Origin of the sequence: Legionella jamestowniensis (genome assembly GCF_001467745.1) — a bacterium.
Lineage (GTDB): Bacteria > Pseudomonadota > Gammaproteobacteria > Legionellales > Legionellaceae > Tatlockia > Tatlockia jamestowniensis.
In genome coordinates this window covers 142604-159714 of sequence record NZ_LNYG01000001.1, presented here as the reverse complement: position 1 = coordinate 159714, position 17111 = coordinate 142604, and the positions used below count along the sequence as shown (strand labels likewise).

Genomic DNA, 17111 nt, shown 5'->3' with positions numbered 1-17111 from the left:
TAAGTTATGAAAAATCACGAAAAAAAGGATCACCCCGAAATCAAAGACATAAAAAATATTTGTGATGTGTCACCCAATACAGAGCAAACAAAGGATGTTTGTGACGTCCATAAGAAAGAAACTAATCGCAAGAGCGAGCAAAAAAAGAGCAAATAGCAAACATTTGTTTGCTCCCTTTTAATAGTTTACTATCTTATTTTTTAAAATAATAATGCAGGGAGCACTAATGCATAAATTACCTACTTTTTTTCTCGCTTCTCTTTTGAGCGTTTCTAGTTTTGCCGGCCAGGCTGAGGCTATCCTTTATTCAACAGCAAATGGCAATAAAGAAATCGGTAAGGTACTGTTTAAAGATACCGATTACGGTTTATTGATTATCCCAAGCCTCGATGCATTGCCGCCTGGCCTGCATGGATTTCATCTACATCAACATGCCGATTGTGGTGATAAAGGAAAGCATGCAGGTGGCCACTATGATCCGAAAAAGACCGACAGCCATCAAGGTCCTTATGGCAACGGACATTTAGGTGATTTACCGGTGTTATATGTAGCAACTGATGGACGTGCAACTACCCCTGTTCTAGCTCCACGATTAAAAACAAGCGATCTTAAAGGGTTGTCCGTGATGGTCCATGCAGGTGGTGATAATTACAGTGATAATCCACCCTTAGGCGGTGGCGGTGATCGAATCGCTTGTGGGCCAATTAAATAGAGGGTAAATTTTTTGAATTCCGCAAACTAGCCGATGTGGGTGCATAAAGCACGGTACGTGGGCAAGAGATACACCATAGATATTACATTCAAGCAGGCCCATAATTACTCAAAATGCCTACCTCTCTACTTTAAGTGTCTACCTTCCGCGCTTTATGCGCGGAATCTAGCTTTTGGGATTTGTGGCGAGCTCTATGGCAAGGGTCGCGGACGTAGAAAAGTATATCTAAATTATGGAGTAGGCTGATATCTATTGGATACTCCTCTCATCTATAGGTCAAGACTTACCACAGTACTATGGATAACAGCGCTAATGCGACCAATGCGAGAAAGGGCCTGTGCGGAAAGACCATGCTCCCTAAGTTGACGAGTATGGGCACTAATACAGGCACCACAACCATTCAATATGGATACCGCCAACGACAACACTTCGAAAGTCGCCCGATCAACCCCTGGATTCATCATGCCCTGCATACGTAATCCAGCAGGGATTTGCGCCAGTTCAGGCTGCTCACTTAAATGAACAAAACGGTAATAGACATTGGTCATTGCCATTAAACTTGCAGCAAGTTTAGCGCTCTCACTCATTGACTCTGCGTGGGGCAAAGTCAGTAACTCGTCCACTAATTGCTTCTTTCCTAAATGATAAGCCACAGCAAGCGCACTACCTACAACCTGTTCTTCACTCAAGCCATCCGTTTGCGTTAAATCAAGGACCTTACCTAAATTAATGCGCATGTCTTTTGCAAACTCTGGTAATTGCTGTTTAATTGTCTCAAGCATAATTTTATCCTTTATTGGGGGTCTTGACGCCAATAGCGCCAAAACCGCTCTTCACCAATTATTCAATATGAATTGTTTCTTCCCCTTTCTTCCAATTGCAAGGGCAAAGCTCATCCGTTTGTAATGCATCAAGCACACGTAGCACTTCTTGTGGATTACGTCCCACATTTAAATCAGTGACCATGACAAAGCGAGTGACTCCTTCGGGATCAACGATAAAAGTAGCGCGTTGTGAGACCCCCTCCTCTTCATCAAGAATGCCTAAACCCTGACTTAGCTCGCGTTTTATGTCAGCTAACATTGGAAAAGGCAAATCATGCAGATCAGGGTGCTGTTTGCGCCAGGCTAAATGAACAAATTCACTATCGATGCTGGCACCTAGGATTTGTGCATCTCGATCATGAAATTCACTATTTAGTGTGCCAAATTCTGCTATTTCGGTTGGACATACAAAGGTAAAATCTTTTGGCCAGAAGAATACTACCAACCATTTGCCTTGATAGGTTTCATTGGAAATAACTTTAAAAGCATCATGCACATCATTACTAACGGTGGCCTTTAAATGAAATTCTGGAAATTTTTGCCCTACCTTAATCATTTTATTCTCCTAACTATTTATTGTCCTCTTTAATGTAGCTTGCGATATTTGATATGTAAAATTGAATGTTTTTATAATATCAATAGAAATAATTGATTATTGAAGTGTAAACTTAAAACTTTTTGTTTATTTTTAAAATTCCGTATGGTAAAAATGGCCACTTTTATTTTTAAAAATTTAAGGAGAAGGTAGTGAAGCCCATTGTTTTTTTTACGGATGCAGGCAAAGATGGCGATGATTTATTAGCGACTATTCACAGTATTTTACAAGCAAAATCAGCAGGTATTATCCCAATGGATACCCCCATTCATTTGGTCACTACCGATGAAATACCCTGTGACGACAAAGGAATTCAGCATCCTGAAGGACAATATGGCTTACGGGCACTTTATCTCACCATGCAGCTTGCCAAGCTTCAGCAACAATTAAAATTACCTCCTGAAGCTTATCCAACCATTCTTGTGGGACCTCAAACAACCTATTATTCCTTTGATCAAGAAAAACAAAAATTTTACCATCAAGAAACAGACAGTTTTGCTTTTTATCCTGGTGAAGAAATAGAACAATACTATTCTAAATCAGACATCGATAGGTCTGGGTGTGGCTTAAAAGATTCCAGTGTATGGGTTGAAAAACTACAGCACGCTACTCCTGATGGCGCAACATTGGTTAGCATTGCAGGGTTTGATGCCGTAAGTGATTTCATTGCTGCAATTCCCTCTGAGCAGCAGCAAAATTTCAGCCTGACAACGATGGGTTATAACAAACCATATTCCGATGCAGACTATGAATTAAGAACAGCGAGTAAGCATTTCCCTTATAATGCCCGCATTACTGATCCGCATAAAGCCTCTGAAGCAATAATCAATATACTGAAACTCAATGGTTTTCATGTCGTGTCAGAAACCACCCGCACCCTCCCCAAATATGATCAAAATAATTGGTTAGCGAGCTTTTCAGAAATTATGGCCCGTGCGTATCCTCTCCATACAGGACAATATTCCGAATCGTTATTGTCTGCAATGGTAGCATTCTTAAAACATTCTAAATACCATGGATTTTGGCCTCATGACGTGGTTAGCACGTTGGCGGTGTTGCTTGAACATGGGCAGTGGGAAAAACTTGAATTACCGAAACTGAAAAAAGAAATGCTTTTCACCAGCGTTGAAAACGCCCTGGCCCAACAGCTAAGTTTCCGGATGGTGGGAACCACAGGAGTAGTCATCGATTCTACCGTGGCTACAGAAGAAAACGATATCAAGTTGGGTACCGAAGGCCAATTTTTTACTTACGGCAAAGAACTGGATCCCATTTTCTTTACTTCCCTGCTTCATTTTTTAGCAATAGAAGCCTTGCCCGTTGAGAATAAAAAAGCATTCACTTCATTACAAGCCAGTTATAAAACTATTTTGCAGTTGAAAGCACGACTTTTTGAATTAAAGCAAACTGCTGACAGCGAGCCTGCGGTATTACAAGCACTTGAACAAGAAATTAAAGCACTTTGGACGCTGACCAGCCTTAAAGAGTTACAAAACCAGCTCGCTTTAATGATGGAAGATGAACTGCTAAGCGAAGACATTCAATATATTTTAGGTACAGAAAATACGGGGTTCTCGATAGCTAAATTTACTACACAGCAAGCGAAAGGTTTTCACCATTTCATAAGCACCCTCATCACCTGGGGCGAACAATTAAATGATAAATCCATGTTGAGTGAAGAGTTACTGAAATGGATTAAAGAGTTAGCCGAATCCCTGCAAAAAATGAAATTTGAGCTAACCGAACCCATGGTAGCCAATTTGCAAAAAGCCTTGCTGCAAGTTTCCCCCGAGAAGAAATTTTCACCATTAACAACCGCATTAATGAATGAATTGCGGCTGATGAGTTTATACACCGATAGGGTAAGGGAATTGCTTAAAGAAAGAGGCACACTTGGCATTGAGTTTAAGCGTACCGGGAACAGCATGTTATATGCCATCGCAGCACTTAGTGGCCATCTGACTATCCCATTCCCGCGCGGTATTTATGGCATGACCGAGCAGTACAAAGCCTTATTAAGTTTACGTGATCAAAAACCTTCTTATCGACAAGCTTTTCTCTTCCATCTTGCTATACACGATGCGGGTAAAGGAGATGTGATTAAGAATCACGATGCGGGTAAAGGAGATGTGATTAAAAATGCGGTCAGGATGAATGAAAAGGGTAATTATTTTATTGCTATTGAAGATAAATATTACCAACTAGAACCTAATGCTTTGCAAGAAGTTCATAGGGAAGATTTTTTAGCGGCAACAGAACATGTTGATCACGATACAGCACTTGAAGTGTATGCAACAGCAGGAGCAAGGCTAAAACAATGTTCCCTGACTGAGTTTTTAATCTGGGGAGGTCCCTCCACTGAAGTAAACGATAAAGAAACATTTGCCGTGTGTGATGAATTAATTTCTCTATGCAATGAAACAAACATCGCACAAATTGTTCAGGGAGAGATACCATTTATCGGTGTTAAAAAAGGGCTGGATTTATTTTTCGAAGCTTACGCGCAAGATTCAGAGAAAGCCAAGCTCATCTTTATTCATCACTGTTATGATATTTTTGGTGCGGCACCGCTTGATTCTTTTGCCAGTATTACTGGTGGCTTTAGTCCAGAAATTCACATTAAGATTAATTTGCTTTACGAAACGTTATTAGAAGTAGCGCAAGAACAATTGGGCGAAAAAGCCAGTAGTGAAGCCTATCATCGCTATCGTCAAAAGCTAGCGAAAGCCATTCCAGAAATTGCGGTTTTAGAAAATTCTCAAGAAACGGTTATTCTTGCTAAAACACGCGTTGCACAAATGCTACGTTGTCATTTATTTAAGACAGAAACAAATGCTCAGACCAAACAACAAACCATCTCTGAAAACGGCGTTTACGATGAGCATACTCGTTTGTTTGTCAGGAGTATCGAAAAAGCGGTTAATAAGTTGCCTCAACCACTCCAGGATGAGCTCATTGAATTCCTTAACAGGAATACATATCAAGTGGGTAAGCCTGCTGTGATGGTTATGTATGGTCCCAAATTATTATTAACAGGGACTACCGGCGCTGAGTTTGCACCTGTCGATCCTACGGATGAGCAAGTCCTTGTTGATTGTTTGATTCCAATGTTAAGTCTTTATCACGATTTATATGATTTTCAGGCTAATAGATTGCAAGCAAGCTCCACATCTTACGGTGTGATTGACGTCAATGACTTGGCTTTAATTGTGCAACGTGTATTTCCATGGTATCAAAAAGCAGCATTTGCAGAGAAAAATACCTTTGCATCCTTGCTTTTCACCCTGCAGACAAAAGGATTAGCCAAGGAGTTTTTAGCTAAACTGGGGGATCCTAAACTCTTACAGAGTGAGTCACAGCAGCTTGCTAAACTAACCGAAGTTATTTCTACGTTTGATGTTCCTTTTGAAGTGACTGAAGCAGGATTGAGAGTCAAAGTTAGTCCAAGCCTATCAAAGGAAAGTCCTTTAACGCCTGCAACTAAAAGTCCTGACCCCAAAGTCGAAGAAGTACCTTCTGAACCAAAGTTATCAACCTTAAGGGAAAGTGAAGTAAAAATGCCAACGATAGATAAAATTTCTGGTATCCTTGCTGCCATTGACGAGGGACAAACAAAATTCAGAAAACAGGAAATCTTGCTTGAAGAAGTTAACAAGAGACAATTTTCTGTAGAGGAATTTAACTCCCTTTACATGAAAATTAAAAACATTGAAGCGTTAAATGAGCACCGCAACCCTCGTTTAGATAGTTTCTTTGGCCTAAAAAATACAACCTCATGGCGTAAGACACTATCAATATTCAGAGGGCTTGCTTTGAAAGCTTTAGAGGCTGAAGTGAATTGCTGTGACAATGCTGACAAGCAACTTGACATGCTGGAAACAGCAAAAAAACTACCTTTATTCTGTGAACATCGCAATAACTCGGTTTTTAGTGGGGCATGGGGTAGGACAGCAAGTGTTAGAACAATTGATGAGGCTATCAAAGAGATAGAAGAAAAAAGTTCTCTTTCTCTTTCTTAGCTGCAGCTTAGTTCTCATCAAACCTGGTTAGCGCATTAGCGACAACCAGGTTTTCTTTTGCACATTAAAATGACGGCCATGCTCTTGCACTATCCCAGTCTAATTTTGATTGATTCCTAACTAGTTTGGTGTTTAAATACACTATTCTTACCATGGAGAAATTCTATGTCCAAAGAAGAAATAATTTGTCGCCTTGTTCGTACGATAACTCAACACTCGTTACAAAAAACGTGTTGTCGGTGAAATTACCTTCTCTCCAAGAGCTGCTTGCTTATGAAAATGAGCAAGTGGTTCGTTACTTCTGTCATTACCATGCTGCATTCTCCTATGAAAAAGGCCGACAACTGTTCTCCGATTTTCTGGCTTGGCTGTGGTTAAATGCTTCTCGTAAAACCATTAACAAACCGACTTACCTGTTTGGCCCGTTACTAACACTGGATAAAATCTGGCATGTTTTTATTTTGCATACACGAGATTATGTAACCTTTTGTGAGCGTTATTTCAACGCCTACTTCCACCATGACATCGAACCCCTTGGCTCTGAACATGAACTCAGTCCAGAAGAACTTGCTGACTTTCTTAGCGATGCTTATGAATTGATTGGCCCAGAATGGATTGAACGGCATTTCAGTATGCTTCTTAACGAATAATTGAGTTTTTATGCTGTATGAAAGCAATTGTCAACGGAGTTCAGATAACGTATTATCTTTAACTCGACAATCTCGTAAACAAAGCTAATTTTGTCAACTATTGAGACTGCCGAGTGAATAGACCTCATTACTTTTTCGGAGTGAAGCCATGACAGCCGAACGCTTTTCGGCCTCTATTGTGAACCGACTGTCATTACCTGGCGCCCAACAAATGCCTCAAGGCTATTATCGCTCTAAATTGTTTATTGCGCCTTTTACAACCAATCCGCTGGTTGCAGCAGCAGGTCCCTTGCTCTCTCTTCTCGAACGACTATACATCACGCCTACCCTACCATCCATTACTAGTATTCGTGAAAATATTGACCATGAATTACGGGCATTTCATAGCCGTCTAAGTGGCAAAACGTATACGGAAGAATTTGATGCTATTGCCCATTACCTGTTATGCGCAACCATCGATGAATTACTAGGGAAAAACTATTTGCGCCTGTACGGTAAAATTGCTGAATTTAAAGCATTCACACCCTCTTCCCACGATAATATCGGACCGGAACAACGGTTTTTTACCATTGTCAGATATATTAAAGAAAGGCCTAATCAATATTTGGATTTAATTGAATTAGCCTATTATTGTTTAATTACAGGTTTTGAAGGTGAACAACATGGCCGCACGGATGGAAGACAGGTTTTAGATGATTTAATTGAAGAGTTATATCAGCTCATTAAACAACATCGTGTCAACAAATCACACCAATTATTTAAAGAACAGAGGCATATTGATAATTTTCCCAAAAATTATAAACCGCTTATCATTAGCACTATCCTGGCTTTAAGCGTATTGGCAGGTGGCTATTTAGTAAGTCATTTTTTACTTGAAAACCAGGCTAAATTTGTCCAGTTCGGACATACTGTAGCAGCTAAACTGGATGACTGATGGATAAATCGTTAACTGAACTTTGTGACGCGCTCAAAAAGATTCTGAGTTTTTTAAAACCACAAAATACTGCTATTTCATTCTTGATACTCACAGGGAAAGTTAATCAGGGTAAAACCACTTTATTGCGCCAAAGTAATTTAACCTATTACCCTGTTGAAACAGACAGCAGTGCGAACTTCTTTTACAACCAACACGGAATCATCCTTGAACTGGGTGAGTCATGGCTTAATCAGAGTGAAAATTTGCTTGCCTACACCTTGAAACAATTAAATCGCTGCCACAGTAGTGTGAAAGTCACAGGCATTGTTTTATGCGTGGATAGCAATGAATTATTACTTACCGAGCCTGTACAACTTTCAGAGCATTGTAAAGCCCATACACAATTGTTAGAACGTTTTGCCCATGGTTTAGGGTATACGGTTGATGCAGCGATTATCCTGACAAAACTGGATGCTTTGGCAGGATTTTGTGATTTTTTTCAAACTGATCATGCTAATGATCTAATCAAGCCCCTTGGTTTTTCATTAAATATTGTCAAACAAAGAAGAGGTTTACTTGATCATTATCGTCAGCAATTCGATCAAATGATTGAATTGTTAAGTCATCAAATTATCAATAAATTACACCCTGCCCGTTCGAGCGTCAAACGTACTTTGATTCGCGAATTTCCATTGCAATTGGCAAGCCTGCGAATACCGGTGCAATCCTTAATACAAAATTTACCATTGCAACTTTTCCGCTTACAAGCGATTTATTTTACTAGTGCGGAACAAGGTGGCTTAAGTATTGATAAATTAAATAAAAAAATTCAGCATGAATATGCGTTAACTGTCCAGGATAAATATCCGCAATCAAACAATTATCGTGCTTATTTTATTGAGGGCGCTATAAGGGCTTTTCAAGAACAAACAAAACGCTATACAGCTCAATTGAATAACACACAGAAGTGTCTAATTGGACTTGCGGCAAGTATCGTCAGTCTATCCTTAGTCTGGGTTGTCCAACAACATTTCAAAACATCTCGTCTTCTAGATGAGGCTAGCAAGGAACTCATTACCTATGAGACTTTTCTGGGACAAACCAACGATAAGACGTCAGCGCTTTATCACTTATCAATAGCCGCGGCCAAATTGCAGCAAATACCAACCAATATATTATCTGTTACTGCCATCGAACAATTAAAAAATCAACTTCATAACAATGCCAAACATCGCCTGCATGATGATTTTCTTCCTGACCTTCTGGCTGGCATTGAACGTATTATATTGGATCCTGCACAAACTCAAACAGCACGCTATCAGGCTTTAAAAATATACTTAATGCTCGGAGAACCAGAACATTACGTAGAAAAAGAGGTTACCCAATGGTTTAGCGATTACTGGCAAACAACCCATCAGCAAAGTGGATTGCACAAAAAGTTAACCTTACTGCAGCATGCTTTAAGAAAACCAGTGCAACCAGTCGCCATTAACAAACAGTTAGTCAGCGATGTTCGCAATTACCTTAATGCGTTACCCGCTACTTATCTCTATTACACCCTGGCAAAAAATAGCTTCCCTGCTTCCAGTCAATCTATTGCTGTCGAGGGCTTTGAACTGGCGAGTAAAGAGTTGCCCTATTCTTATACTAAAGCTGGATTTCTTGAAATTATAGCGGCACTCCCTAAAATTGCTGCACAACTACAACGTGAAAACTGGGTATTGGCTCGTCAGGATTTAAATAACTTGCCCGCCCAACTTGAACAAGCGTATTGTTTTGAATACGTTACCTGGTGGCAAAATTTTATTCGTCGCACCAGGCCTTTGCATTATCAGGATTACCAACAAGCAAGGCAGCTTACGCAGACGCTATATCGAAATAATGCATTAGAGAAACTCGTTAAGCTGATACAGCAACAAACTGCACCCGATGCCAATGACAATGCAGTTCTGTTTAATCAAAAAATTGCCAATGAATTTACCAATTTAAATTTAATGAGTAACTCTGCCATTAATGATTTAACGCTGAACATCAATGAATTGGAAAAATTTCTAACGACACTATCTCTGGTTAATGACAATGGGCGTACTACTTTTGAGTTAACCAAAAACCGTTTTCAAGGAGGCACTGCTGCTGATCCATTGAGTAACCTTTATAATAAAACCAGGCAACTACCGGAACCAGTTGCGACATGGACAAAACAAATCGCTGATGATACCTGGTTTATTTTTATCAGTGAAAGTAAAGCTTATCTTAATCGCCTGTGGGAGCAACACGTTTATAATGAATATCAGCTCACGATCGCAAACCGCTACCCACTCGATCCTTCACGCACAGAAGAAGTATCACTTGCTGATTTCGACCATTTCTTCTCTCCACATGGTACCTTAAATAACTTTTTCAGTAACTACTTAAAACCATTCCTGGATACATCCTCTCCTCAATGGCAACCTAAAGAAGTGAATGGTTATGTGATGCCCATTTCGAATGATATTACGAATGAGCTGATTCGTGCCAATGTAATTACCAACATGTTCTTTTTACCGGATAATGGAACCAGTAAAATTGAATTCAGTCTGCAAAAAATCAATCTGGATCCTGTCATAGCCAATCTTCAGTTAACCATTGGTAAAACTACGCTTACTGATAACCAAGGCAGCGACTCCTTCACTCAGTTCAGCTGGCCACAGAGTGATGCTAAATTAAGCCTGGACTCTATCGAAGGCAATCATTATGAGCTTGAAGAAATTGGACCTTGGGCATTCTTTAAAATGCTGCAGAAAGTTAACGTTCTCGTAGATAGCGAAGACAGTGCAAGTTTACAAATCCTGTTTGAAGTGAATGGCAATTCCGGCCGTTATTTGTTGAAAACACAAAATCAAATCAATCCTTTTAGCCCAGGAATTCTAACGGGATTTGTTTTGAAAAAAGAAGTTACTTGACGATGCAATCTTTTCCATCTCCAACGTGCTTGATGCACAATATCCATAGATCTCGCCACCAAATCACAAAAGCTAGATTCCGCGCATAAAGCGCGGAATCTAGCTATTTTGATAATTAGGTGTCGCTTAATGTGACATTCTTGCAGTTGCGTCCTTATCCAACGTGCCGTGATTTATGCACCTGTTCTAACAAAACTATCAACGCTTGCTTATCGATAAAACCCACTGCATTAAGTTTATCCAAAGGTTTACCATCAGTATCGAAAAACAGCATTGTCGGAGTGCCATAAATAGCAAAAGTTTCCTTGATTTTCTTCACTTCAGGATTGGCGGTATCACTGAGATTGACTTTCAAATTAATCAAGCCTGACATTGCTTTGGACACTTCAGGTTGATTAAAAACCTTTGTATCCATTTCCTGACAATCACTGCACCAGGACGCATAAAACTCTAAAAAGACTGCTTTATGAGTTTGCTGGGCTTCGGCTAAATGTTTGTTTATCGCTGCCAAATTATCTACATGTATAAAGGGGGCTTTGATTGTGTGAATGGTCCTTGATTCTTGGGAGGCAACAATAGTCGAGATGGTTGAATAAGCAAGAATCCCACCGCCCATCAAGATTATAACCCCGACCCCCTGAATCAGTTTTCCCCATTGACTGGTTTGGGTGCGCAAACTGCCCATACTAATACTGCCTACAATCAATAAAGCAGCCCAAGCGAGTTTTACCCATGTATCAGGCAATAATCGCCCTAACATCCAAACCGTCATGGCCAGCATCAAAAACCCAAAAAGCTGTTTAACCTTTAGCATCCATGAGCCTGTCCTTGGCAATAAGGCGCCTTGACCAGCCCCTACCAACATTAAAGGAATACCCATTCCCAAGGCCATTACAAACAGGATTACGCCTCCCATCCAGGCTTCTCCACTTTGCCCAATGTAAGTTAATACGCCTATCAATGGTGCAGTTACACAAGGAGAAACAACCAAGGTAGAGATTATGCCCATGAATATCACTGAGACCACATTGGCGTGACCACTCTTTTTGCTTAATGAGGTCAGATGAGTAGTGATTTTTTCAGGTAATCGCAGTTCAAATAAACCGAACATTGACAAAGCCATCAATACAAAAACAAGACTAAAAAGAATAATGACTACAGGTCTTTGCATCCAGGTTTGTAAAGTGCTTCCCATATAACCTGCCAGAACGCCTGCAGCTGCATAGGTTATAGCCATACCTAAAACATAACTAGAGGACAGTTTAACCGCTTTAGCAGTCGATAAAGAACGTTGCCCTACGATGATCCCTGATAAAATGGGTACCATCGGCAGCACGCAGGGAGTAAAAGCTAACAAAATGCCAAGACCAAAAAATACACTTAAATAAACCAAGGCACTGTGATTTTGGATAAAGTGCATTATTGTTAATGGATTTGAACTTTCAAATCCTGGTGAAAAAGACCAGACAGCGTGTGAAATAAGCATAAGCGTCAAAACGCCTGCATAACGTTTTAAATTGTTCATAGTTGATCCTGTTAATCAAGTATTAGTAATTAGTAAATAATCAAATTGTTACTGATTTGCAGGGCGATTAAAGTACAATACTCTATTAAGCGCACCTGACTAGCAGGATAAAATGGGCGGTTTGAATAATCTAAAATAAGGTGGGAAACAACGGATTTTTTTATAAACAAAAAAAAGTAGCCCAGCAAAAATCAAGGAATATAAATCAGCACTTATTCCCCATTCAGCCAGGGTATAATTTGTTGACGTTTGGCAAGATGATAATGCAGTGTTCACACCTCCTGAACACTTACTTACCGTACTGTATTGCATTGTAGCTAACGATTGCGGGGAAATCCCATGGCGAAGCAATGGTTTTATCGAAAATAAAACCAGGCTGGCAATGATGACATAATAAAACAGGCGAATTGTTATTTTCATTATCTCATGATAACAATACCCAATCCCTGTGTAAAGTTTACTCAAGAAAACAATTTATCATTGTTCACTAATTCTGGTTGGATTAAGAGGAAGAACAGACAAGAGCAGTGCCTCCAGTTTAGTTACAAGGAAATGTCGGGCTCCTTCACTGGCATATGATTCAGTATTTAAATGATTGAATTACTCCTATTTTCCAAAAAAAACTCTCAGCAAATTTTTTGCTGAAGAGTTTATCAGAAGACACTTTATTGAGCACTTCCATAGCTACGTGATTACGGGCAGGCTTCTGGATGCTCTGGATTGCATGAACCTGTTGATCACATCAGTTTAATGATTTTTTGGCAGCATTTTTACGTTAGGATCTTTCGCATACGCATCAAGAATATCATGGACCAATTGCTCAATAACACTGGCTTTTGCGTCCTCTTCAATAAGGCCTGTTTCTTCCCTCATTGAAGCCAACCGCACTTCAATTTCTCGAGCCACAGAACCATTGGGGAATAAGGCCGCTAATAAACGCCTTGCTTCAGCAGGACCTAAATGACGGTACAGCTGATTTCGCACGCTGGCATCTTCAGCTGTTGTACTAAATGCCCACAACTCAACAGGACCCAAAGTAAGTGTTAGCAATTGCACGTTAACACCGCTTTTAGTCGCATATTGAACCAGAAAGGTTGCCCCTCCTTGACGAGGTCCATGCACACGCGTACGCAAGGCAGTCTTTGCGGTATTTGACAGCCCAAAGATCTGGCTTGTTTTTTCTACAGCTTGGGAGGGACCAGCATCCATTACATAAATTGCCGTACTAAAATCAATCATAATGGGATCAAAGTCTTCTACGGATTGAGAGAGTAATGCAATTTGCACTTTCCACTTACGCCCTTCCCGCATATCAATAATGACTTGATCGCGTACAGCAGCTGATTTGGAGGTTCGATGGAATTCGTCATAGACGATGCGTTTTGGATCTTCTCGAATTTCCAAAACCCTCTCCTTGTGATATTCCTGGTACTGTTCAGGAATATTATTCAAACTTTCTTCCGTTAAATAATAATGGCGTGCCAACACATAACGAGCCAGCATGTACATTACAGCAGTTTGCCTATCGGCTGCATCCCCGCCGCTTTTAGCCACTTCATCCAGGTCAAGAGAGACAACACGGGCATCACCGATATCAAAACTCGTCACCCTCGATAAAATGGGATATTCACGTACTGCGCCTGAAATCATTCGGGAAAACGCATTAATCAACGACTCCCCTGTAGGGGCAGTGACTTTTTCATATAAATCTTCAATAGAAGGAGTTCGACAAATGGAAGCCGCATCAGCAAGTAATGGCATAGCATAACGCTGTGCTAACATTGCTTCATGTACAAACCCTGCCGAATAAAGCGCATCGGTGACTTCCCACCAGGTCGATTTTGAATCTTTTACAAACCCAATTTCTTCAAGAATACTGTCAATAAACTCTTCAACACCTTGTGCATAGGGGGTGGGATTAAATTCATCGGCAAGGCTTTTATAGAGTTCATCAACAATCATTCCAGCCAAGTCAGCCATACCATCATAGGGTTTTGTAGCTCCTAAAGGTGTAGTTAACAGGGTTAAAAAGTTAACTAAAAAAGAACGTTCCAATGCTGTTGGATAACGGCAACCTAATTGAGTATCAAAAGGGTTGATGGAATAATCAGGTGTCATTCGCAATCGATGATAAGCAACAAGATGGCGTTGAGAAGCAGGAAGCGCCTCTTTCAGTAAAGAAATTAACCCACTACTGGAAGGACCAATATCAATAATCGCAATACGAGGTAATCGTGTTAAACCTCCAGACAAACAAAGTGCCAGATTTAATGCATTGGATAATACAGATTTACCAGAACCTGGCCTTGCATACACCAAATCAATCCAGGTTGTTTGCTGGGTAGAACCAGGCTGGAATGGCCAGGGTTTACCATCGGGGGTACGAAACAGCAATGCACCCGTTTCCCAGGGGGAAGCGGGTCTTGTAATAGGCAACATGGTTATCACATGGGATAAAGGTGCAACCGAAGGGACGGCTGCACTATTTAAGGTCGTTGCCAACATACTGGATACAAAACCTGCAAAAGGATCACCACAAATTTCTGAAACATCCGTTGAACCCCACCCCTGAATCGCTTTAACTAATTCAGAGCTACGTCGTCTTAACAGAGGCAATTGATCTTCTGGCGCCCAGGTAGTGGCAACCACGCGTAAACGGACAATAGTATCATCAGTGTTAAGTTGCAGGTATTTTAATAAATTTACAGAATCACTAATTAAGCGATTTTGAGCGGAAGAAAAGCTTAAAATCGCAGCAAGCAGTCCCTTAAGCTTCAACGTATTTAAACCTTCACTTTCTACTAAAAAAGCAATTCGCCATGGGATGTGGGCAGGCAGGATACGTGAAAATAAATTAATAAAAGGACGAATGTCTTTGGGAAAAAGATCAATGAACACGGAGGAGTATAGTTTATTTCCGACTCTAACAGTTCTTAAATCAAGATTCTCAGCATCCCGGGGTATCACTTGTTTTGCTAAAGAAGGCCATAATAGATCAGAAGGATCACCATTGAAACCATTAATTTCCCGCGGCATGATAGTATCGCCGGGTAACGTTGCCTTCCAATCATCAGCGGTAAAATCAGGATCTGCCGTCATACGGATAGCATGAACCGCATCATGCACCTCCATGAGCCTGGCAAAAATATTTAAAGCATCCAAATCATTGATGATTGCTCGGACATAAGCTTCGTGGGTATCCCGCAATTCTGGAATCGCTGCATAAACCGTTTGTGTATTTTTAAATGGAGGTGCTTTCATATCCTTAAGCATCTTCAATTTTGTTTTATTGGCGGTTTTTACTTGTTCTTGTGCCAAATTGTAGGGTCGAGTATACAAAGCAAAATAGACGCGTTCTTCAGCACAATACTGGGCTAAAAAATTTACTCGTTCCGTGAATAAATCATCTAGACTTAATTCTAATCGTCTGGCAGTCGCTTCGGCCGGATCATAAATATCTTGGATTACTTTTTTTATATTTTGCTTATCGTGACTAAAATAAACTTGGAGTGCGTGGCCAGGACGTCCCATAGCAGCCTGAAATGCATTACTTAAGCCTTCTACCAAGCGCTCAAATTCTTCAGCACCCGCAAGCGCTGTAATTCCTTCAATTTTTAAAATTGATAATAGAGTGCCATCGTGATTGACTAAAACAGTGGGGCTATCAGCTGTCTCCAGATCACAATAAGACTCAGTTGTTTGTTTTAACGATGTACTTAACCAGGAAAAAAAGGTATCAACACCCTCAAAAAATGATTCTGCCCATTTCCCCATGTCATTTCCTACTTAACGTGAGTTCAACGGAAGCAATATACCACTTACGTCAAACTATTATAGTATTATTTACTTTCTGTAATTTCTTCCAAAGCACTCGCTGCCCATCGCTCAATTTGTTTGCGGAATTTAGCACGCGATGGTAGCAACCGAATATTTTTAAATAAATTGTCTGCCACTTCCGGTGTCACGCCTGAATCAATAATGAGCTGTCCAAAAATTGCTGGGTCACTTGTCCCTTCACCGTATTTTTCTTCAACGATTTGCGAGCGGAACTTAAAACTTCGATAAATATTTTGAGCACTACTTTTATAACCTGTATCATTTGTAATCGCGCAAAACAACACATGACATAAGCTATTTAGTTCAGGTTGGCTAAGCTCAGGAAGGTAAATCAAAGTACCGCCTCCATATCCACCTACCCCTACAGATTCAATAAAAAAACATTGAGCACAGAAGCAACAAGCTGTAACTAAATTGGATAGGCGATTATTGGTAAAATCATGATCAAGATTCACAACTTCTTGGAAAAGTTTTGCTTGGAAGCCGCAAAATTGACAAGTATAACGATCTCGCTGAAACACTTTTAGTTCATAAGCTTTAAAACGTTCATCAGCTTTCCTGGCTGAATAAAGACGCCAAGAACCAGCACTTGCTACAAGTTTTAAATTAGTACGTTCCTGGATAGCCGCCATTTAATACTCACAATATTTAAGATAATAAAAAATCAGGAAGTCAATTAACTTGGCTTCCTGATTTTTGTAGTGATATTAACCGCCAGAACCCGTGAAGATTGTTCCAGTAGGACCAGCCACAGAACCGGCTTCACCAAACATCGTCTGACCAGTTACACCCAGAATAGATGGGAGGAATAACAAAGCCGCAGCAATAAAAACCAGCGCAATGGGAGTACCAATTGGAATTTGTGTCGGGTTATCCTTGTGCTGTTTAAATTTCATAATTGCACCAATGGAGAAACCAAGCCCAGCCAAATAGGAACCCGCAGTAATTAGCTTAGCTACACTAGTGAAAGAACCTGTAATACTGGATGCCATATTCCCCAAGGTTTTCTGACTTGCAACCGCCTCCCCTCCCGCCAGCATCATCAAACAGACGCAGACAGTAAATATAAGCAGTTGTGTTAAATTGCTCTT

Annotated in this window: 13 protein-coding genes; 6 read left to right on the top strand and 7 right to left on the bottom strand. The window is 40.3% G+C overall.

The features are described from left to right. The first annotated feature begins 6 nt into the window (after nucleotides 1–6). Both Ljam_RS15020 and Ljam_RS00695 read left to right on the top strand, forming a co-directional pair. Nucleotides 7–156, top strand: coding sequence for a hypothetical protein (locus Ljam_RS15020; protein ID WP_156411899.1), 150 nt, complete (start codon nucleotides 7–9; stop codon nucleotides 154–156). A 70-nt stretch (nucleotides 157–226) separates the two neighbouring features. Then, nucleotides 227–712 carry a superoxide dismutase family protein gene (locus Ljam_RS00695; protein WP_058448219.1) on the top strand — a complete coding sequence of 162 codons (486 nt, stop codon included), beginning with the start codon at nucleotides 227–229 and terminating at the stop codon, nucleotides 710–712. A gap of 269 nt (nucleotides 713–981) precedes the next feature. Here Ljam_RS00695 and Ljam_RS00690 read toward each other — a convergent pair whose 3' ends face one another. Then, nucleotides 982–1494 (bottom strand): carboxymuconolactone decarboxylase family protein, encoded by a 513-nt coding sequence (locus Ljam_RS00690; protein WP_058448218.1) that lies wholly within the window; start codon nucleotides 1492–1494, stop codon nucleotides 982–984. A 58-nt stretch (nucleotides 1495–1552) separates the two neighbouring features. After that, nucleotides 1553–2092, bottom strand: a complete 540-nt coding sequence (locus tag Ljam_RS00685) for a peroxiredoxin (protein WP_058448217.1) — start codon at nucleotides 2090–2092, stop codon at nucleotides 1553–1555. A gap of 191 nt (nucleotides 2093–2283) precedes the next feature. Here Ljam_RS00685 and Ljam_RS00680 point away from each other — a divergent pair, with 191 nt between their 5' ends. The 4 genes from Ljam_RS00680 (at nucleotide 2284) to icmF (ending at nucleotide 10658) form a co-directional block, all read left to right on the top strand. Beyond that, nucleotides 2284–6150: a hypothetical protein gene (locus Ljam_RS00680; protein ID WP_058448216.1), complete on the top strand. Its 3867-nt coding sequence runs from the start codon at nucleotides 2284–2286 to the stop codon at nucleotides 6148–6150. A 239-nt stretch (nucleotides 6151–6389) separates the two neighbouring features. Then, entirely contained in the window at nucleotides 6390–6800 is a 411-nt protein-coding gene (locus tag Ljam_RS00675) for a glycine-rich domain-containing protein (protein ID WP_238583667.1), read from the top strand. 148 nt (nucleotides 6801–6948) lie between these two features. Further along, a complete protein-coding gene (gene icmH, locus Ljam_RS00670) occupies nucleotides 6949–7734 on the top strand; it encodes a type IVB secretion system protein IcmH/DotU (protein ID WP_058448215.1) in 786 nt (261 codons plus the stop codon). Beyond that, nucleotides 7734–10658 carry a type IVB secretion system protein IcmF gene (gene icmF / locus Ljam_RS00665; protein WP_058448214.1) on the top strand — a complete coding sequence of 975 codons (2925 nt, stop codon included), beginning with the start codon at nucleotides 7734–7736 and terminating at the stop codon, nucleotides 10656–10658. The genes icmH and icmF overlap by 1 nt, the downstream gene beginning before the upstream one ends. A gap of 154 nt (nucleotides 10659–10812) precedes the next feature. Here icmF and dsbD read toward each other — a convergent pair whose 3' ends face one another. From dsbD to Ljam_RS00640, 5 genes are all read right to left on the bottom strand, one after another. Next, nucleotides 10813–12183, bottom strand: coding sequence for a protein-disulfide reductase DsbD (gene dsbD / locus Ljam_RS00660; protein ID WP_058448213.1), 1371 nt, complete (start codon nucleotides 12181–12183; stop codon nucleotides 10813–10815). A gap of 99 nt (nucleotides 12184–12282) precedes the next feature. Next, on the bottom strand, nucleotides 12283–12603 hold the full coding sequence (locus Ljam_RS00655) for a lpg1681 family protein (protein ID WP_058448212.1): 321 nt from the start codon (nucleotides 12601–12603) through the stop codon (nucleotides 12283–12285). Nucleotides 12604–12930: 327 nt separating this feature from the next. Beyond that, nucleotides 12931–15957: a type IV secretion protein IcmB gene (locus Ljam_RS00650; protein ID WP_058448211.1), complete on the bottom strand. Its 3027-nt coding sequence runs from the start codon at nucleotides 15955–15957 to the stop codon at nucleotides 12931–12933. 65 nt (nucleotides 15958–16022) lie between these two features. Beyond that, on the bottom strand, nucleotides 16023–16652 hold the full coding sequence (gene icmJ, locus Ljam_RS00645; protein WP_058448210.1) for a type IVB secretion system protein IcmJDotN: 630 nt from the start codon (nucleotides 16650–16652) through the stop codon (nucleotides 16023–16025). A 75-nt stretch (nucleotides 16653–16727) separates the two neighbouring features. Then, nucleotides 16728–17063 (bottom strand): type IV secretion protein IcmD, encoded by a 336-nt coding sequence (locus tag Ljam_RS00640; RefSeq protein WP_238583669.1) that lies wholly within the window; start codon nucleotides 17061–17063, stop codon nucleotides 16728–16730. Between the last annotated feature and the right edge of the window lie 48 nt (nucleotides 17064–17111).